General features: G+C 53.7%; 18 protein-coding genes and 2 tRNA genes. 9 read left to right on the top strand and 11 right to left on the bottom strand.

What is annotated here, in order from left to right:
• The first annotated feature begins 16 nt into the window (after positions 1–16).
• A complete protein-coding gene (locus NQF64_RS04675) occupies positions 17–493 on the top strand; it encodes a DUF805 domain-containing protein (protein WP_323670698.1) in 477 nt (158 codons plus the stop codon).
• 33 nt (positions 494–526) lie between these two features.
• Here NQF64_RS04675 and hemJ read toward each other — a convergent pair whose 3' ends face one another.
• From hemJ to hemE, 3 genes are read right to left on the bottom strand one after another with little or no spacing between them, the layout of a single operon-like run.
• Positions 527–973 carry a protoporphyrinogen oxidase HemJ gene (hemJ, locus tag NQF64_RS04670; protein ID WP_266106643.1) on the bottom strand — a complete coding sequence of 149 codons (447 nt, stop codon included), beginning with the start codon at positions 971–973 and terminating at the stop codon, positions 527–529.
• Positions 974–991: 18 nt separating this feature from the next.
• Positions 992–1,690 (bottom strand): HAD family hydrolase, encoded by a 699-nt coding sequence (locus tag NQF64_RS04665; protein ID WP_099026598.1) that lies wholly within the window; start codon positions 1,688–1,690, stop codon positions 992–994.
• A gap of 3 nt (positions 1,691–1,693) precedes the next feature.
• Positions 1,694–2,758, bottom strand: a complete 1,065-nt coding sequence (hemE, locus tag NQF64_RS04660) for a uroporphyrinogen decarboxylase (protein WP_155572520.1) — start codon at positions 2,756–2,758, stop codon at positions 1,694–1,696.
• 153 nt (positions 2,759–2,911) lie between these two features.
• Here hemE and NQF64_RS04655 point away from each other — a divergent pair, with 153 nt between their 5' ends.
• From NQF64_RS04655 to NQF64_RS04635, 5 genes are all read left to right on the top strand, one after another.
• Positions 2,912–3,502 (top strand): Maf family protein, encoded by a 591-nt coding sequence (locus tag NQF64_RS04655; RefSeq protein ID WP_266106642.1) that lies wholly within the window; start codon positions 2,912–2,914, stop codon positions 3,500–3,502.
• A gap of 103 nt (positions 3,503–3,605) precedes the next feature.
• Positions 3,606–3,681, top strand: a tRNA-Ala gene (locus tag NQF64_RS04650).
• 141 nt (positions 3,682–3,822) lie between these two features.
• The gene (locus NQF64_RS04645) at positions 3,823–4,722 is read left to right on the top strand and encodes a metal ABC transporter solute-binding protein, Zn/Mn family (RefSeq protein WP_266106641.1); all 900 of its coding nucleotides are present in this window, start codon (positions 3,823–3,825) and stop codon (positions 4,720–4,722) included.
• Positions 4,719–5,381, top strand: coding sequence for a metal ABC transporter ATP-binding protein (locus NQF64_RS04640; RefSeq protein WP_266106640.1), 663 nt, complete (start codon positions 4,719–4,721; stop codon positions 5,379–5,381). Before NQF64_RS04645 ends, NQF64_RS04640 begins: the two co-directional genes overlap by 4 nt.
• Positions 5,374–6,186, top strand: a complete 813-nt coding sequence (locus NQF64_RS04635; protein WP_266106639.1) for a metal ABC transporter permease — start codon at positions 5,374–5,376, stop codon at positions 6,184–6,186. Before NQF64_RS04640 ends, NQF64_RS04635 begins: the two co-directional genes overlap by 8 nt.
• On the opposite strand, the gene NQF64_RS04630 is transcribed toward NQF64_RS04635, so the two are convergent.
• Complete coding sequence (locus NQF64_RS04630; protein WP_099026604.1) at positions 6,183–6,365, bottom strand: hypothetical protein; 183 nt, start codon at positions 6,363–6,365, stop codon at positions 6,183–6,185. The two genes, NQF64_RS04635 and NQF64_RS04630, sit on opposite strands and share 4 nt — an antisense overlap.
• Positions 6,366–6,635: 270 nt before the next feature.
• Here NQF64_RS04630 and NQF64_RS04625 point away from each other — a divergent pair, with 270 nt between their 5' ends.
• Genes NQF64_RS04625 through NQF64_RS04615 form a run of 3 tightly spaced genes read left to right on the top strand, consistent with a single transcriptional unit; the run spans position 6,636 to position 9,566 of the window.
• Complete coding sequence (locus NQF64_RS04625) at positions 6,636–7,316, top strand: histidine phosphatase family protein (RefSeq protein ID WP_266106819.1); 681 nt, start codon at positions 6,636–6,638, stop codon at positions 7,314–7,316.
• Entirely contained in the window at positions 7,313–8,680 is a 1,368-nt protein-coding gene (locus tag NQF64_RS04620) for a lipopolysaccharide biosynthesis protein (RefSeq protein WP_099026606.1), read from the top strand. The genes NQF64_RS04625 and NQF64_RS04620 overlap by 4 nt, the downstream gene beginning before the upstream one ends.
• The gene (locus NQF64_RS04615) at positions 8,628–9,566 is read left to right on the top strand and encodes a hypothetical protein (protein ID WP_266106638.1); all 939 of its coding nucleotides are present in this window, start codon (positions 8,628–8,630) and stop codon (positions 9,564–9,566) included. Before NQF64_RS04620 ends, NQF64_RS04615 begins: the two co-directional genes overlap by 53 nt.
• A gap of 6 nt (positions 9,567–9,572) precedes the next feature.
• On the opposite strand, the gene NQF64_RS04610 is transcribed toward NQF64_RS04615, so the two are convergent.
• The 7 genes from NQF64_RS04610 to mnmG all read right to left on the bottom strand — a co-directional run bounded on the left by NQF64_RS04610 (position 9,573) and on the right by mnmG (position 15,921).
• A complete protein-coding gene (locus NQF64_RS04610; RefSeq protein ID WP_266106637.1) occupies positions 9,573–11,003 on the bottom strand; it encodes a nucleoside/nucleotide kinase family protein in 1,431 nt (476 codons plus the stop codon).
• 235 nt (positions 11,004–11,238) lie between these two features.
• Entirely contained in the window at positions 11,239–11,589 is a 351-nt protein-coding gene (locus NQF64_RS04605; RefSeq protein WP_099026608.1) for a DUF3147 family protein, read from the bottom strand.
• A 36-nt stretch (positions 11,590–11,625) separates the two neighbouring features.
• Positions 11,626–11,701, bottom strand: a tRNA-Lys gene (locus NQF64_RS04600).
• A gap of 87 nt (positions 11,702–11,788) precedes the next feature.
• Positions 11,789–12,682 carry a ParB/RepB/Spo0J family partition protein gene (locus NQF64_RS04595; protein WP_266106636.1) on the bottom strand — a complete coding sequence of 298 codons (894 nt, stop codon included), beginning with the start codon at positions 12,680–12,682 and terminating at the stop codon, positions 11,789–11,791.
• A 5-nt stretch (positions 12,683–12,687) separates the two neighbouring features.
• The gene (locus NQF64_RS04590) at positions 12,688–13,512 is read right to left on the bottom strand and encodes a ParA family protein (RefSeq protein ID WP_407651808.1); all 825 of its coding nucleotides are present in this window, start codon (positions 13,510–13,512) and stop codon (positions 12,688–12,690) included.
• Entirely contained in the window at positions 13,472–14,050 is a 579-nt protein-coding gene (gene rsmG / locus NQF64_RS04585) for a 16S rRNA (guanine(527)-N(7))-methyltransferase RsmG (RefSeq protein ID WP_266106634.1), read from the bottom strand. The genes NQF64_RS04590 and rsmG overlap by 41 nt, the downstream gene beginning before the upstream one ends.
• The gene (gene mnmG, locus NQF64_RS04580; protein ID WP_266106633.1) at positions 14,050–15,921 is read right to left on the bottom strand and encodes a tRNA uridine-5-carboxymethylaminomethyl(34) synthesis enzyme MnmG; all 1,872 of its coding nucleotides are present in this window, start codon (positions 15,919–15,921) and stop codon (positions 14,050–14,052) included. The genes rsmG and mnmG overlap by 1 nt, the downstream gene beginning before the upstream one ends.
• Positions 15,922–15,929 lie beyond the last annotated feature (8 nt).

Here is a 15,929-nt window from a genome sequence, read left to right as displayed (position 1 = left end):
TTGCTCATTTTCGAGGATGATGATGACTAATATGGTCAAGAAAAGATCGTTCTTTTCACAAAGCCTGCATAATGTCTTTAACAACTATGCTAACTTTACAGGCCGTGCAACACGTGGGGACTTCTGGTTTCTATGCCTCTTTACGTTCCTTCTTAAATTATTTTGCCTTTCTATTATGATAATAATTGCGCTTCATTTTAATGGAATGCTTAAAATCTTATCCATCACACAGTCAATAGATGCTAGATTAGGAGCTGATTTTATTATTACACTATCCCTCTATGTGTACTTTGTCTTTCTCTTCTATATTCTCCTCTTCTCCCTTACGCTTCCTATCGTTACTACAAGCGTAAGGCGGCTGCATGATGTAGGCCGGTCTGGTTGGTGGTTGCTACTAACCCTTACGGTTGTTGGGGCTATTCCGCTCTTTATTTTCTTCTGCTTAAAAAGCCAACCCCACGATAATGACTACGGCCCGGCCCCGCTAGCCTAACAGCACAATAGGGGGAGGCTTCCCTTCCCCCTATTAAGGCCGCACCACAATCATAATCACAATCACAATCATCAAAATGGTGGGGACTTCATTAGCGATGCGGTAAAACCGCTCGCGATGGTGGTTGTGCCCTTCGGCAAAGCCGCGCCGCCATACCGCACAAGCCCCATGGAAAGCGAACATCCCAAAGAGGCAGGCTATCTTCACCCACCACCATAAAGCCGACCAATCCACCACACCGGGGAGGGAAGCCATCAAAGCCCCGGTAAAAAACGTCACCACCATCGCAGGGGCCATAATCTGACGTTGCAGACGCCGTTCCATCAGGCAAAAGCGCACATATTCTTCAGAGTTCGGGGCCATTTGCGTGTGATAGACAAATAAACGCGGCAAATAAAACAGCCCTGCCATCCATGAGACAAACGCCATAATATGTAGTGCGACAAACCAGCTAAGATGTGTCAGTAAAAATAGCTGCATTACCACCCCTCCCCAGCGTTATTGTTTTAGTTCTGGAGCCAAAGCTGGCTCTAAAAGGGGAAGAACCTCATCCAAATGCTCTACCCGCACAAACCCCTCCACTGGCCAAAAGGACGGCAGCGGATGGCTGGCAGGGCGCAGTAAAATGCACGACATCCCCGCCCGGCGTGCGGCCTCAGCCCCAGTATCGCTGTCCTCAATCACCACGGTTTGCTCTGGCCTGACACCTTCCTCAGCCGCGCCATGGAGATAGACAGCCGGGTCCGGCTTGGGGGCCCCCATATCCGCTGCTGAGTGAATCCGCTCCGGTGCGAGCAGGCGGTCCATCCCTGTATGGCCAAACTTAGCCTCCATCTCCATCACAGAGGAGTTAGAGCCGACACGCACAGGGATATGGCGTTTCTTTAACGCTTCTAAAAGCGTAATAGCCCCTGCTATGGGCTCAACCCCCTGCTTCATCAAGGCCACCAAATTCGCATGCATTGTGGCATGTGTATCAGGGGGGAGCGAATGGCCAAGCTCTGCCTCCATCTCCGCAATAACCTGCGGCAAGGCCTTCCCTGCAAAGCGCGCTATGCCCTCCTCATCCGAAATATCCAGCCCGACCGAGCGCGCAAAACGCGCCGTGCCACGGCAAGCAGGGGCTTCGCTATCAATCAGCACGCCATCACAATCGAAAATGACAAGCTTAATGCCCGCTCTTAAGGCGTCCTTCATGTTTTAGACGCTCCTTATTGTCTCAACTAATGTAGCAACATGCTCTGGCGGTGTGGTTTTTATCACCCCATGGCCCAGATTAAACACATGTGGCCGCCCTTTTAGACTATCACGAATACGGCGCGCTTCTTCCTGCAACGCCTCACCACCATTCAGCAAAATCATGGGGTCGAGATTACCTTGTAAGGTCACGCTTGGGGGGACCATCTCCGCCACTTTGGCCATATCGGCCACCGTGTCTAACGCTAAGGTGTTAATGCCCGTTTTCTCGGCATATTCCGCAACCATAACACCCCCAAGGCGGGGGAAACCAATCAACGGAACATCAGGGTAACGTGCGCGAATATGGGCAACAATCTGCTTTGTTGGCTCAATCACATAACGGCGGAAAGCCTCTGGTGGGAGAATCCCCGCCCATGAATCAAACAACATGACCGCTTCCGCCCCGGCCTCAATCTGCCCACAGAGCATCTCCGCCGTGCTGCGGGTCAGCAACGCCATAAGCTTATCAAACAAAGCCGGGTTCTGCTGCATCATCGCCCGAATATGGGCAAAATCACGAGAGCTACCACCCTCCACCATATAACACGCCACCGTAAAGGGGCTACCCGCAAAACCGAGCAAGGTTGTCTCTGCTGGCAACTCCACCCGCAAGCGGCGCAACGCCTCCCGCACAGGGGCTACAGCCTCCATCACGCGGCCTTCATCCAGCCGAGCGAGGTCAGCTTCATCACGGATGGGCGTCATGACGGGGCCGCGCCCTTCCTCAAAGCGGAGGTCCTGCCCCATCGCCCAAGGGAGGATAAGAATATCGGAGAATAAAATCGCCCCATCCATCCCATAACGGCGGATGGGTTGTATGGTCAGCTCGACAGCAATCTCCGGCGTCATACAGCGTGTGAGAAAATCCGCCTGCTCCCGCATCGCGCGGAACTCCGGCAAATATCGCCCCGCTTGGCGCATCAGCCATACAGGCGGGGGCCATACAGCCTCCCCCTTTAACGCGCGCAAAAGCGGTTTGTGGCGTATTGTCTGCGTCGCTAGGCTTCCGCTTTGCTGCTGCGTCATGCTGCTTATCCTGCTCTCATATCCTAATATGTTGCTTATCCTTGCCTTGGAGAGGCGGCAAGCGTCAACTCTGGAATAACCGGACTTTCCTTAAAGCAACGCTTATAAGGCTATGATATTATAACCCCACATCCCCCAACCAAAGGTGCCTTTATGCTCATCCTTGCCAGTGGTTCCGCCATACGCCGCCAACTCCTCCAAGAGGCGGGCGTGCCTATAACCACACATCCCGTTGCGGTGGATGAGGACGCCCTACGTCATCACGCCGAACAGGAAGGGCTTTCCCTCCGCGAGACAGCCCTCACCCTCGCCCGTGCCAAAGCCCGCGCGGCAAGCTCTGCCTTCCCTCATCACTACATCCTCGCAGCGGATCAGCTTTTAGACCTAGAGGGCACAGCCTTTGCCAAAGCCCGCACAATGGAGGAAGCCCGCTCCCATCTCCTCACCCTTCGGGGCAAAACACACGCCCTCCATACCGCTTTAACCCTATGGAAAGACGGACAAGAATCGTGGGCGCATAGCGAAAGCCCCCGCTTGACCATGCGGTCTTTCTCCCCCGCCTTTTTGGACGCTTACCTCCATAAAGAAGGCACCGCCTTATTAGCCTGTGTTGGCTGTTATCGGATTGAAGGAATGGGGATTCAGCTCTTTCATCTCATTGAGGGAGGGCATGATGCCATTGCAGGCTTACCATTACTGCCCCTTCTCCATGCCCTGCGGGAGCGCAGTATCCTGCCCTCATAACGCATAAAATTACGGAAAAAATAACTTTCCCTCTTGCCTTCCCTCCAACGGGAAGGCTATATCCCTCCCCACGGGCGCATTATGTGCGTTCTGGTATAAATGTGGGGCCATAGCTCAGTTGGGAGAGCGCTTGAATGGCATTCAAGAGGTCGTCGGTTCGATCCCGATTGGCTCCACCATTTTCCTCTTTTAGATATGTACCCTCCCCTAACGCCTCATCATCATAATGATGACGGGCTTGGCTTATGTGCGAGCGTTTCTTTTTGCCAAGAAAATGTTATTATATAACATTACCTACGGTCTCGGCTTGGATGTCCTGCATGTTTGTTCTGCGTCTTTTAGCGCATATACCGCGTTTTTTGCGCCTAACCCTTAGCCTCCTTGCCATCCCCGCCTATGCCCAACAGCCATCAAGCGCCGCCCCCGCCCTGCAGCTAAGCTGTGTGGAAGCTGTATGGTGTGATATTGCCCAACAAATTGGCGGCTCTACGGTGCAAACGCACGCACTCATCCATAGTGAAGGACTAGACCCGCACCATCTACAGCCCTCCCCCCTTATGGCCCAGCAGCTCGCGCAAAGTGATGCTATCTTGCTCAATGGGGCTACGTATGATGATTGGGCCAAGCCATTACATGCGGCCCCATCCAAGCTTTTTATCGCCGCCGATTATGCTGACTGGCATATAGGTGACGACCCGCATCTCTTTTTCGACCTCCCCACGGTCCACAAAACAGCGCAGCGCATTGCGGAGTGGCTCAGCACAAACAGGCCCCAAGCGCGCGCAGACATCAACCAAAATCTTGCTCGTTTTGAGCGTGATGTGGCTCGCCTCTCCACCCAGCTAGAACGACTTCGCCATGTCGCCCCTAACGCCCCCTTCGCCATGACCGAACCGGCAGGGGAACGCCTCCTTTACGCTGCGGGGCTGCATATGATTAATGAAGGCTGGGCCAGAGCCTTGATGAACGAATCCGGCCTCTCCCCGCGCGATACAGCCCAGCTTGAAACCGCAATTCAACACAAAGAGATTCGCTTCCTTGTGCGCAACCCCGCCCTTGAGGCCCCCCAAGCCCACGCGGTGGAAGCCCTCGCCCAACAAGCGCACATCCCCATCATCACGATCGGCGAGAGCCTCCCTACCGGGCTGCATTGGCAGGACTGGCTAGGCCACATCCTCACCACTATAGAAACCACCCTCACCCAACAGGCCACACCATGAAGGAGGCTCATCTCTCTGCTCAGGATGTCAGCCTGCGTGTGGGCTCCCAGTCTATTCTCAACCACGCTACATTCGCCCTCCCCTTAACGGGCCTAACCATCCTCCGGGGCCATAATGGAGCGGGGAAAACATGCGTCCTCCGCGCCTTATTAGGCATACTCCCCCACCAAAGCGGCACGCTCCTCCTCCTTGGCCACCCACCAGACATTGCACGGCATCAATGTGGTTATATGCCCCAAAAAGCGGACCAAACGGCCCCGATGCTCCCCGTCATCAGCCATGTGATGGCCTGCCTTAACGGCGCGCGCTGGGGCTTTCCCTTCTCTAGCAAAACCACCCGCCATCACGCCGAGGCCCTCCTAAGAGATGTTAATGCGTTCCCCCTCGCCCATCGCCCGCTAGGCTGCCTCTCTGGCGGGGAGAGGCAACGCATAGCCCTCGCCCAAGCCCTCGCTAATAGCCCTAAACTCCTCATCCTTGATGAGCCTTTCGCCGCTTTGGACACACAAAGCCATAAGGCGTTGCTCCAGCTTTTTGGGCAATTATACCAACAGCGAGGGGTCAATATCCTCATCACCGCTCATGGCCCTTTAGAGACAGCCTCTCTCCCCCTGCCTGTGCGTGAAGTGACGTTAGCAAGAGGGCACATCCATGGTTGAGCCACCCTTTCTCGCCTTCCCCTTTATGCAGCATGCTTTTATTGGCTGTTTTCTCGTCTCGCTCCTCGCAGGGAGCTTAGGGTGGTGCCTCCTCCTCCGGCGGCAAGCTTTTGCAGCCCATGCCCTACCCCATATTGGCTTTAGCGGGGCCGCAGCGGCTGTGTGGCTCCATATCTCCCCTTTATGGGGAATGATTGCCACCAGCATGTTAGGCGGGGTCTTTATGGGCCATGAGGGACGCAGCAAACATCATCCCGCCCAGCGCGATATGATGACAGGACTTATCCTCGCGGCAAGCCTCGGTATAGGGGTGCTATGCTTGCATGAGGCTAACGGGGCCTCCTCCCAAACAACAACGCTCCTCTTTGGGGATGTTTTAGGCTTGGACCTCCCAAGCTTGGGCATCCTTGCTCTCCTCACCCTTCTCTGCCTTGGAGGGCTGGCACTCCTCTGGCGGCCCTTGCTCTTTATCAGCATGGCCCCCAGCCTAGCGCAGGCACAAGGACTCTCCGCCTCTCGGCTTGGGCAACTTTTCCTCCTCCTCGTCGCCTTAGCCTCCGCCGCCTGTGCTGAAATTGCCGGGGCGTTGCTCTGTTTTAGCCTCATGGTCGGCCCAGCAGCGGCGTCCTTAAAGCTGGGACTTTCCCCCTTTAAGGGGATTCTCTGCTCTATCTTCGGGGCCTTACTCCTCTCTTGGAGTGGGCTTATCCTCTCTTGGTATAGTGATATCCCCCTCCCTTTTTGGATAAGCTTGGGCGGGGTTGGGCTTTATGCTCTAGCCAGCTGTCTCAAACGCTCGCTTTAAAAATCTTGCAAACTAATTAATTTCCAATGAAAAACGATCAGAAGCATGACAATAACGACATGAAATAAGATCAAACATTTACCATCAAGGACAAAGACCTCATTATCACCTTTAGGCCACAACATACGGGCCAGCTTACTTAAATTAGTCAAATTAACAGGCCCCGCTGTGGCTTTCATCGCTCTTTATCCTTATCTTATCTCCTCTCAGTCCCTTAACAGATTCATCTCATTTTATAAATCATCCCTAAAGGCAAAAAAGCCTTTCACCCCTTTTTGTCGTATAAAAGTGCTGACAATTACGCAATTTTTGCAACTTCTGCTTGAGGCTTGTTCCGTTCCCGGCTATGCGCCCTTATCGTAAGGTAGCGATTTACCTGTGGAAGGACCTTCCAACAGGAGGTCGTCATATGTTCATTGAGCCATGAGGTTTTTGTGTCGCAACCTGCCATGCCAGACCCCCAAGAGCATTTTCTGGATGGGCCAGAGCTCCCCGCTGGGGTAACACGCTTCTGGTTGGTCCGCCATGCGATTGTTGAAGCACATGCCCGCAAGACCATGTATGGCTCGCTTGATGTCCCCTTATGCCCGCATCATCTCAGCAACCAGAAGGCTGCTTACCACGCCTTAGCCCGGCGTTTACCGCGCCATGCCCTCTGGTTTTCCTCCCCTCTACAGCGGGCTCAACACACAGGCCATACTATCCAACAAGCCGGGGGATTTTCTACCACTATGACCATCGACCCCGCCTTTGCCGAACAATCTATCGGACAATGGAACGGGACCCCACATGCAGACTTCCCTGCCTTGCTCAGCAAGCCCACCGGCCCCTTTTGGTCTATCGCCGCAGATGAATGCCCCCCAGAGGGCGAAACCATGCTTGATGTCCGCCACCGTATTGGCCATGCTCTTGATAAACTCACCCAACACCATGCGGGGCAGGATATGGTTATCCTCAGCCATGGAGGGGCTATTCGTATGGCTCTATCGCATTGCCTTGCCATCCCTGCTGAGACGGCCTTGCGCTTTTGCATCCAAAATCTTTCTCTCACCATCATCGAGCATATTGCCGGGCAATGGCGTGTTGTTGCGGTCAATGAACTACCAGATTTCGGGACCAACGCAGCATGAAGGGATTATTTAGCGATGATCTTTTTCGCGTTGTTCTGAAAAACGCAGGTAAGCTTGGCTCAACCAAATTAATTGGGGCTCTTATCGGGCTGCTCGCTCTTGTCAGTACCGGTCGTACCCTGCGCCCACATGATTTTGGTGTCCTCACCCTCATCGCCTCCTATATTGAGACCATCGCCGCGATTGGGCAATTCCAAAGCTGGCAGATTGTGTTGCATTATTCGGCCATCCCTTGGCAAAAGGGAGAACGCACCACCGTACAAAACAGCATCAACCTCGCTGTTGGGTTAGATATATGTGCCGGTTTACTCTCCATGGTCCTAGGGGCGTTAGCCTTCCTCTTATTTGGGAAGATGCTTGATGTGCATGACCAGCACACAGCCCTTGTTCTACTTTATTGCACCTTAATCCCCGGCCTTGGTAGCACTACCCCCTATGGTATCCTCCGCTTATTTGACCGTATCGACCTCGTCTCCCGCCAACAACTCATCACCCCTGCGGTTCGCGCGTTAGGTTGCCTCTTAGCGTGGTTAAGTGGCACAAAATTAACGGGCTTTGTCATTGCTTGGTATTGCGCCACATTGGCCGGGCAACTTTACCTTTGGGGGACAGCCCTCTTAGAACTTAAACGCCATGACTTGCTCACAAACCTAAAGCCAAGCATCATCAAAGCCTCCCGCCAAATGCCTAAAGGGTTATGGGGCTTTGTCTGGACAGCCAGCATCACCACACTTTTAGAGACCGTGTGGGAGCCCATCAGCAAATTGCTTGTCGGGCGGATTGTCAGCACCTCCGCTGCGGGGCTTTATTCCCTCGCGATGGAGTTTTTAGACGCTGTCCAACGCCCAGCCAAACTCCTTGAGAAAAGCTATTACCCTGAAGTCGTGCTGATGGACCCACGCACCCCCGCCCCATGGAAACTTGCACTCAGGACAAGTGCGCTCTCCGCCATTATGGGCCTTGTGGCAATGCTTGTTGTTTACCTTGGGGGCAAGCCTGTTATCAGCATCTTCGGCCATCGTTTTGGCGATGCTGCAACCTTAATGATGTGGATGTCCCCCTCCCTTGTCTTTTTTACCGCAGGGCTGCCGATGGAAGGCGTCCTCTATACCGCGGGCCGCTCTCATTACATCATGCTCGCCCAGCTTTGTGCTGTAACGTGCTATATTCCCATGCTTATCTATCTAGGTAATCATTACGGACTTAATGGGGCGGGACTCGCCTATGCACTAGGGATGTTCCTCGCTACGCTCATTACATTCGCCATTATGGGGGTTACCTATCTCCGCCGGCATAAAATCATCCTCCCCCATGAGCGCGAAATCCGGCAGGCCTCCACTGCATCTCCCCCGCCTCACACATAACCAACCCCCTAAGGAATTATTTGTGCCCTTCTTCCCCTTCTCCCGTAAGGCTAGCTCGCGCCATTACCCCGCTTTTCCACAAAATATGTTCGATACCGTCTTTGAGCATATCCTCTTAGATGATGTCCCCCATCCTACAACGCCACTCCCAAAGGATGTCCTCCCCCTTTGTACAGCACAAGAGGTAACCGAGGGTTATAACCTCTGCTGGCAGTTGCTTGAGGATGGGGTGGACCGTAAAGCCTTCCGCCGTTTAATCCTCAAGATCGCTTTCTCCGGCCAAGCTGATGAGGAAGAACGCCTCGCTTTTAAATATGAGCGCGCCAAGTTTAAGCATATGCGGTTTGCATGTGCTAATTTTACACGCAAGCACCGCTATCCCTTATTGCTCCACATCGTCACCATCATTATGGGTGATATGCAAGACGCTTTTAAAAACCACCAACGCCGCGCGACCTTAATCCTTGGCCTCATCTTATGGGTTGCGTTATCACCAGCCTATTACTGGCTCATCGCAGCCCCACTCACCTCATGGCGAGAGGATAGTGCTGCTGGCATCCAAGCGTATCAAAAACGAGAAAATGCCCGCCTTGCTAAGATGGTTGCAAAATTGGAAGCCACAACGGGTCATGAGTTCCATGTCGTACGCAAAATCATCAGCCGCCGTGTCGCCTTTAATGATACGCTACGTACCATTCGCCCCTCGCATGAGCTCAACCAACTCTCCGAGTATTTAGCGACAATCAACGGCATGATGGGCGACCTGCATGACCATCTCATCGAGAAAAAACTAGACGGTACGCAAAATTATAAGCGCGACCGCTTCCAATCTCCACAAGAGATTCCCCAGCGCATCCGCGCTTTTCTCAGCCATTCCCCCCAATAAGAGCCTTTAGATAAGGTTATGCTTACATAGCAGAGTGACCACTTGCTCCTGCACGGCTTCGTATGATTGCCGTGCATCAATCACCTCTAGCTGAGCATGATTAAAGGTAATCTGGGGCATCAAGGCCGATTTTGCCTGCATAGCCTCTTTGTCATGGTCTGGCTTACGCTGGAAGGCCGTCTCCGCATCCACGTCCAGTAAAATCACAAGGTCCGGCTTAAATTGTGCAATTTTGCGATAAAGCCCACGTTCCAACCATGCGAGGAGCCGAATAAAGGGATTATGGCTATATGCGGTGGAAAGACCCGGCCCATCACATTGATGGCCGGAAATCTCTGCTTGAGGGTACCGGTCCGTTACCACGAAGAACCCAGCTTCCACCGCCCGCTTTACCCGCAAAAACCGCCGATACCGAATCACAGAGAAGGTAAACATCACAATCGCGGTTAGCATACCGGGGATTTTCTCCCCCTTTGTGCGCGCTTTTTTAGCCTTGCTATTCAGCTTCTTCTCCACAGCAGGACCAATAAGTGGCAAACGACCAATCCGGCGGCCTAAATCCCCAGAGCCTAAACCAAGATAGCCATAGCGCATTGGTTTTTCAGCAGCGAAATGCTCCACCAAATATTCACTAATGCTCGATTTGCCAGAGCCATCACACCCTACCAAAGCCACCAATATGCCTGCCCGCTGGCCATTCTTATGACCTGACTTGCTTACTGGTAACGTAGCGGGAGCAGGGTAGAGGGCGAGCACCTTCCGCACAGTCTCCTTCGCTTGGGTGAGTACCTCTGCCAAAGGTGCGGTGGCATCAATATCCACAATCGGCGCCCCAGCAAACTCAACTTGGCTCACATCCTCAATCTTACGCGCAAGCTTATAAGGCACATGGTCCGGTTTGCGCTGCAATGCTGTAGCCAAATCCACATTTAAGCGAATCACCACATCAGGGCGAAAACGCGCCATACGACTATAAAGCGCGCGCTCTATCTTGCTAAATAAGCGCATCCCCATGCCATCCCGGTTCAATGCCGCGAGGGAAGGGCCATCCATAGGGCCGGGAACGACATTTTGTGGGTAACGGTCTGTCAAAATCGCCAAGCCACGCTCATGCTTAGCACGCATGGCCATAAAGCGTACAACACGCCGCATAGAGAATATAAAACCAGAGATCGCCGCTAACACACCCGCTCGCTTGCCAGAGCGCGTTCTCGCAGTTTCCTTTTTAGATTTACCCCTTATATAAGGCCCAAGAAAGGGTATAGGCTCCAAAGCACGGCCCAAATTACCAGCTTGTTTGCCTAGATGACAAAAGGCCGTCGGCCGTTCTGCCTTTAGCTGCACCAGCAGAGTCGTCCCTACTGTGGATTTCCCACTTCCATCACACCCAACCAAGGCTATCACTGGCTGGTGCCGTCCCTCAATTGGCTGGGGCATGAACTCGCTTACACGCATAGCACTCTCATTGCTTTTGATGCTGCTATCATAGCCTGTCTTGCTCCTCCATAACAGGCTTATGATAAATATACCCGCACAAACTGCCCCCAACTACATATACAATATATAATAAAGGGTTACACGCTTATAAACTTCACCTTTACTCTAACAGCTCGCCATACACAAAGTTTGAAGGGGCGTTTGGTAAAAGATCACACGCTCGTTATATCATCGCTTATAAAGCCATCCCGTAACGCCGCGCACACCACACCATGGCTGTATAAAGTACGATGGTCATAACACATCCCACAGCCAAGCTTCCCCAAAAAGGCCAACCACGCCTCAATAACGCCGGAATAAGCAAAAACATGGGAAGAGACGGTAAAACGTACCAAAAGGTGGCCTCACTATGGGTTTCCATCATCGCCCGGTCAGGCTTTTCTACCCACAGAAACATCATCCCCAAAACAGAAACAAGCGGGAGTGAAGCAATCAACGCACCAAAAGCAGGCAGACGCCGCCCCACCGTAGCGATAGACGCAATTAAAATAGCAGAAAGCCCTGTTTTAAGGAGAAACGGTACCATAAACGTCTCTATCACATAGGAGAGAATGGCCGATCATGGTGGGCACACTAGGGCTCGAACCTAGGACCCGCTGATTAAGAGTCAGCTGCTCTACCAACTGAGCTATGTGCCCACAATCGCTAACCGATGCCCTTCCTCTAACAGACCGCCGATGACCGGGCAAGGGCTTTTGCACCAATTCTGACAAAAAGATTACACCCTAACGTGTAAGATGAGCCATCAAGGCTTCAAATTGTTCTAATGAGGAATAATTGATCTTCAAAGAGCCACTTTTGCCATTAAACCGTATTTGCGTTTTCAGGCCAAAGCGGGCCGATAAATCCTCCTCCAACCGTGTGATCTCTGGGGCGGGATGCGCTGTTTTAACCTCTGCCGACTCTGCCTTATTCAACCGCGCAACCATAGCTTCCGTCTGACGGACATTCAGCCCCTTAGACAGCACCTCCGCCATGCCCGCTACAGGCTCAGGATGGCCTAATAAAGCCCGCGCATGGCCAGCACTTAAAGCCCCTTCGCGTAGTTGAACCAACACAGGCTCGGGCAAATTAAGCAAGCGCATTGTGTTTGTAATATGCGAGCGAGACTTCCCAATCGCCCCAGCAAGCTCCTCTTGAGTCAGGCTATAATCCTGCAACAAACGCTGCAATCCCATAGCTTCTTCCACCGGGTTGAGGTCCGAGCGTTGGAGATTCTCCACCATGGCCGCGGCCATAGCATCGGTATCATCAAGCTGACGGATATAAACGGGCACCTCATGCAGCCCCGCCTTTTGTGAGGCCCGCCAACGGCGTTCCCCCGCGATGATTTGATACCGCCCCTTATGCTCTGGGTCTGGTCGTACCAAAATAGGCTGAATCACCCCGCGTGAGCGAATGGAATCGGCAAGCTCAGCCAAATGCTCCTCATTCATATCCCGCCGCGGCTGAAACGGGCTAGGGGAGAGAAGGTCCACCCCCAAACTCCCCGGCTGAGATGGCGCGCGGGCCTCTATTTGCGGGGCCCCCGCACGGGCTAAATTAGGGGCTTCATCCCCCAGTAATGCAGCAAGCCCGCGCCCTAACTTACGCGACGATGGTAATGCTTTTTTTGCCATGACGCTCAGCCTTTCTTCTTCAACCGTTTTAGCAGCTCAGCTCCCAAAGCCTCATAAGCCTGCGCCCCGGTAGATGAGCGGGCATAATCCAACACAGGCTGGCCATGGCTTTGCGCCTCGGAAATACGAATATTGCGCGGGATGACCGTCTTAAAGACTTGCTCGCCAAAAAAGCCGCGCGCATCTTCTGCCACAAGAGTGGAGAGATTATTACGCGTATCAAACATCGTCAGCACAATCCCTTCTAAATGAAGGTCCGCATTAAAAGCCAAACGCACACGCTCAATTGAGCGTACAAGCTGGCTGATCCCCTCCAAAGCAAAGAACTCACATTGCAAAGGCACTAACACACTTTGCGCCACAACAAGGGCGTTTAATGTCAGCAACCCAAGGCTTGGGGGACAATCAATTAAGATAATATCGTAACGATGTAGTAATGGTTGTAGTGCATCCCGTAACCGATATTCCCGCCGGTCTTGGTCGATCATCTCCAGCTCGGCCCCAGCAAGGTCGGCATTTGCGGGCATGACATCCAGCTTTGGCACCACGCTTTTGCGGAGGAGCGTCTCTGCGGGTTCATCCTCCAACAAGGCACCATATGTGCCACGGCCACGCTCATCATACTCCAAACCAAGGCCTGTTGAAGCATTGCCTTGGGGATCGAGGTCCACCAACAAGACACGCTTGCGCCGCGCAAGGGCAGCTGCCAAGTTCAGGCTGGTTGTTGTTTTGCCCACGCCACCTTTTTGGTTGGCGATGGCGATAATATGCACAGTATGAGAGGAAGGCTTAGACACGTCTAAAATCACTAATCTTGAGGAGGACCCCATCGGGGTCTGTATGGCTAGGGAAGCTCTTATATAGCATGTGCCAGTCAGAGCGGGCTTTGGTCAACTCATCTGGCGTTTTTCTTCCCTTTAAAAACAAACAATAGCCATCCTCTTTTAACAAAGGCCGCGCCCACGTTAAAAGTTGGGGCAGGGGGGCAAGGGCACGGGCGGTGATAATATCGGCAGGCTCTAGCACAGCTTGCTCGATCCGTTTTGCCAGCACGCTAACACGCGCCCCACATTCCCGCGCGGCCTCGCGTAAGAAGGCGCATTTGCGTTGGTCAGACTCAATTAGCGTAACAGGATTACCCGTTGCTATAGCGACAATCAAACCGGGGAAGCCCCCACCTGAGCCAAGATCGGTTATCCTTGCCCCTTCAGGCACATACGGCACAAGTTGGAGACTATCTTCAATATGCCGCTGGCGAAGATGGGCAATATCTTTAGGGCTTACGAGGTTAATTTTCTCATTCCAGCGCGTTAAAAGCTGGGTGAAGTGAGCGAGCTTCGCTTCAGTTTCATGTGAAACATGGTGCATTAGGGACGGCTCCTCATATAAGCCAGCAGCGCAATCAAGGCCGCAGGAGTAACACCACGCACACGCCCAGCGGCTGCAAAATCAGCCGGGCGGGCTGCGCTTAATCGCTCTTGCATCTCTTGGCTTAGCCCCCCAATCGCCCCGTAATCCAAATCCTCCGGCAAACGAAGGGAAGCCTCACTTTTAAGTTGCTGAATCTCCCGCTCTTGCCGGCGCAGATACCCCCCATAGCGGGCCTCTGTTTGCACATGCCGCCCAATGCGCAACGGCAAAGCCGCAAACCACGGGGCCAGCTGGGCAAGCTGTGCTTCATCAGCTTGTGTGGCTAATACATCCAGTAAGCTGCGCCGCCGCCCATCTTGGGAGACCTCAATCCCATGTGCGCGCAAATCTTGGGGCAGAAAAACCGGCTGACGTGCCTGCTCCATCGCCGCCTCAATCTGACATACCGTATCCTTAAACGCAGCCTCACGCTCTGGCCCAACACAGCCAGCCTCAATCGCCTTCGGGGTGAGGCGTAAATCCGCATTATCTGCCCGCAATAACAAACGATATTCCGCCCGTGAGGTGAACATCCGATAAGGCTCGCTAATGCCATGGAGGGTGAGGTCATCAATCAACACACCAAGATACGATTCCTCCCGCCCTAATGTGAGCGGCTCCTTCCCCCCTACAGCGCGGGCCGCATTCAGCCCAGCGAGCAACCCTTGCGCCCCGGCTTCCTCATACCCTGTTGTCCCGTTAATCTGCCCAGCCAAATACAAACCGGGAAGGGCTCGTAACTCCAAAGAAGGCCTCAGCTCTCGCGGGTCCACATAATCATACTCCACCGCATAGCCGGGTGTGACGATGCGCGCTTGCTCCAACCCCGGCATAGAGGCGATCATCAGCTCTTGGACCTCCGCTGGGAGAGAGGTGCTAATGCCATTAGGATACACTAAATCCCCACCCGGATTGCCCGGTAGGGCCTCTGGCTCCAAAAAGATTTGATGACTATCGCGCCCAGCAAAACGAACAATTTTATCCTCAATAGACGGGCAATAACGCGGCCCCCGCCCGGTAATCTCCCCCCCATACATGGCAGAGAGATGGAGATTCTCCTCAATAATCTTATGGGTTTGTGGCGTTGTTTGGGTAATACGGCACGAAATCTGCTTATTCGGCAAAGAGGTGGTGAGCGTACTAAATGCCTCTGGCTGCACGTCTCCCTCATCAGCAGGCAGGGCCTCCCAATCGATACTCTCGCGGGCAAGGCGCGGGGGAGTGCCCGTTTTTAACCGCCCCATCTTCAACCCCAGAGCCTCCAACCGCTCACCGAGCATCGTCGCAGGGGCATCCCCAATACGCCCCGCTGGTCGGCTCACCCGCCCTGTATGAATCACCCCTCGCAGGAAGGTCCCGCTCGTCAACACGACAGCCCCCGCCATGAAGCGGCGGCCATCTTCACACACTACGCCACACACATGGCCTTGCTCGACAATCACATCCCCCACAGCCCCGGCAAGTATGGTCAGATGAGGGGTTTGGGCCAAAAGCCCCTGAATCGCCGCCCGGTATAAGGACCGATCCGCCTGCGCACGCGGGCCATGCACCGCCGGCCCTTTGGAGCGATTAAGCAGCTTAAAATGAATCCCCGCTTGGTCCGCTGCTTTGCCCATCAGGCCATCAAAGGCATCAATCTCCCGCACGAGATGGCCTTTACCAATGCCCCCAATCGCTGGGTTGCACGACATGCTGCCTATCGTGTCCAGCTTATGGGTTAAAAGCAATGTGTCTGCCCCAAAACGGGCCGCGGCGGCGGCGGCTTCCGTCCCTGCATGGCCGCCCCCCACGACGATAACATCATAGCGTTGCGTATGTGATGTACTCATGCCGTAAT

The organism is Bombella saccharophila (genome assembly GCF_026385475.1).
In the GTDB taxonomy this organism is placed as follows: Bacteria; Pseudomonadota; Alphaproteobacteria; order Acetobacterales; family Acetobacteraceae; genus Bombella; species Bombella saccharophila.
The sequence above is the reverse complement of the archived record's forward strand: the minus strand, read 5'-3'. Positions and strand labels throughout refer to the sequence as shown.

What these genes read in the sequence shown, in the direction of transcription:
- NQF64_RS04655 (WP_266106642.1), top strand. Translation starts at nt 2,912, where the DNA reads ATGCTCATCCTTGCCAGTGGTTCCGCCATACGCCGCCAACTCCTCCAA.
- rsmG (WP_266106634.1), bottom strand. Translation starts at nt 14,050, where the DNA reads ATGCACCATGTTTCACATGAAACTGAAGCGAAGCTCGCTCACTTCACC.
- NQF64_RS04620 (WP_099026606.1), top strand. Translation starts at nt 7,313, where the DNA reads ATGAAGGGATTATTTAGCGATGATCTTTTTCGCGTTGTTCTGAAAAAC.
- hemE (WP_155572520.1), bottom strand. Translation starts at nt 2,758, where the DNA reads ATGACGCAGCAGCAAAGCGGAAGCCTAGCGACGCAGACAATACGCCAC.
- NQF64_RS04605 (WP_099026608.1), bottom strand. Translation starts at nt 11,589, where the DNA reads ATGGTACCGTTTCTCCTTAAAACAGGGCTTTCTGCTATTTTAATTGCG.
- hemJ (WP_266106643.1), bottom strand. Translation starts at nt 973, where the DNA reads ATGCAGCTATTTTTACTGACACATCTTAGCTGGTTTGTCGCACTACAT.
- NQF64_RS04590 (WP_407651808.1), bottom strand. Translation starts at nt 13,512, where the DNA reads ATGGGGTCCTCCTCAAGATTAGTGATTTTAGACGTGTCTAAGCCTTCC.
- NQF64_RS04625 (WP_266106819.1), top strand. Translation starts at nt 6,636, where the DNA reads ATGCCAGACCCCCAAGAGCATTTTCTGGATGGGCCAGAGCTCCCCGCT.
- NQF64_RS04665 (WP_099026598.1), bottom strand. Translation starts at nt 1,690, where the DNA reads ATGAAGGACGCCTTAAGAGCGGGCATTAAGCTTGTCATTTTCGATTGT.
- NQF64_RS04675 (WP_323670698.1), top strand. Translation starts at nt 17, where the DNA reads ATGATGATGACTAATATGGTCAAGAAAAGATCGTTCTTTTCACAAAGC.
- NQF64_RS04595 (WP_266106636.1), bottom strand. Translation starts at nt 12,682, where the DNA reads ATGGCAAAAAAAGCATTACCATCGTCGCGTAAGTTAGGGCGCGGGCTT.
- NQF64_RS04640 (WP_266106640.1), top strand. Translation starts at nt 4,719, where the DNA reads ATGAAGGAGGCTCATCTCTCTGCTCAGGATGTCAGCCTGCGTGTGGGC.
- NQF64_RS04615 (WP_266106638.1), top strand. Translation starts at nt 8,628, where the DNA reads ATGAGCGCGAAATCCGGCAGGCCTCCACTGCATCTCCCCCGCCTCACA.
- NQF64_RS04645 (WP_266106641.1), top strand. Translation starts at nt 3,823, where the DNA reads ATGTTTGTTCTGCGTCTTTTAGCGCATATACCGCGTTTTTTGCGCCTA.
- NQF64_RS04610 (WP_266106637.1), bottom strand. Translation starts at nt 11,003, where the DNA reads ATGCCCCAGCCAATTGAGGGACGGCACCAGCCAGTGATAGCCTTGGTT.
- NQF64_RS04635 (WP_266106639.1), top strand. Translation starts at nt 5,374, where the DNA reads ATGGTTGAGCCACCCTTTCTCGCCTTCCCCTTTATGCAGCATGCTTTT.
- NQF64_RS04630 (WP_099026604.1), bottom strand. Translation starts at nt 6,365, where the DNA reads ATGAAAGCCACAGCGGGGCCTGTTAATTTGACTAATTTAAGTAAGCTG.
- mnmG (WP_266106633.1), bottom strand. Translation starts at nt 15,921, where the DNA reads ATGAGTACATCACATACGCAACGCTATGATGTTATCGTCGTGGGGGGC.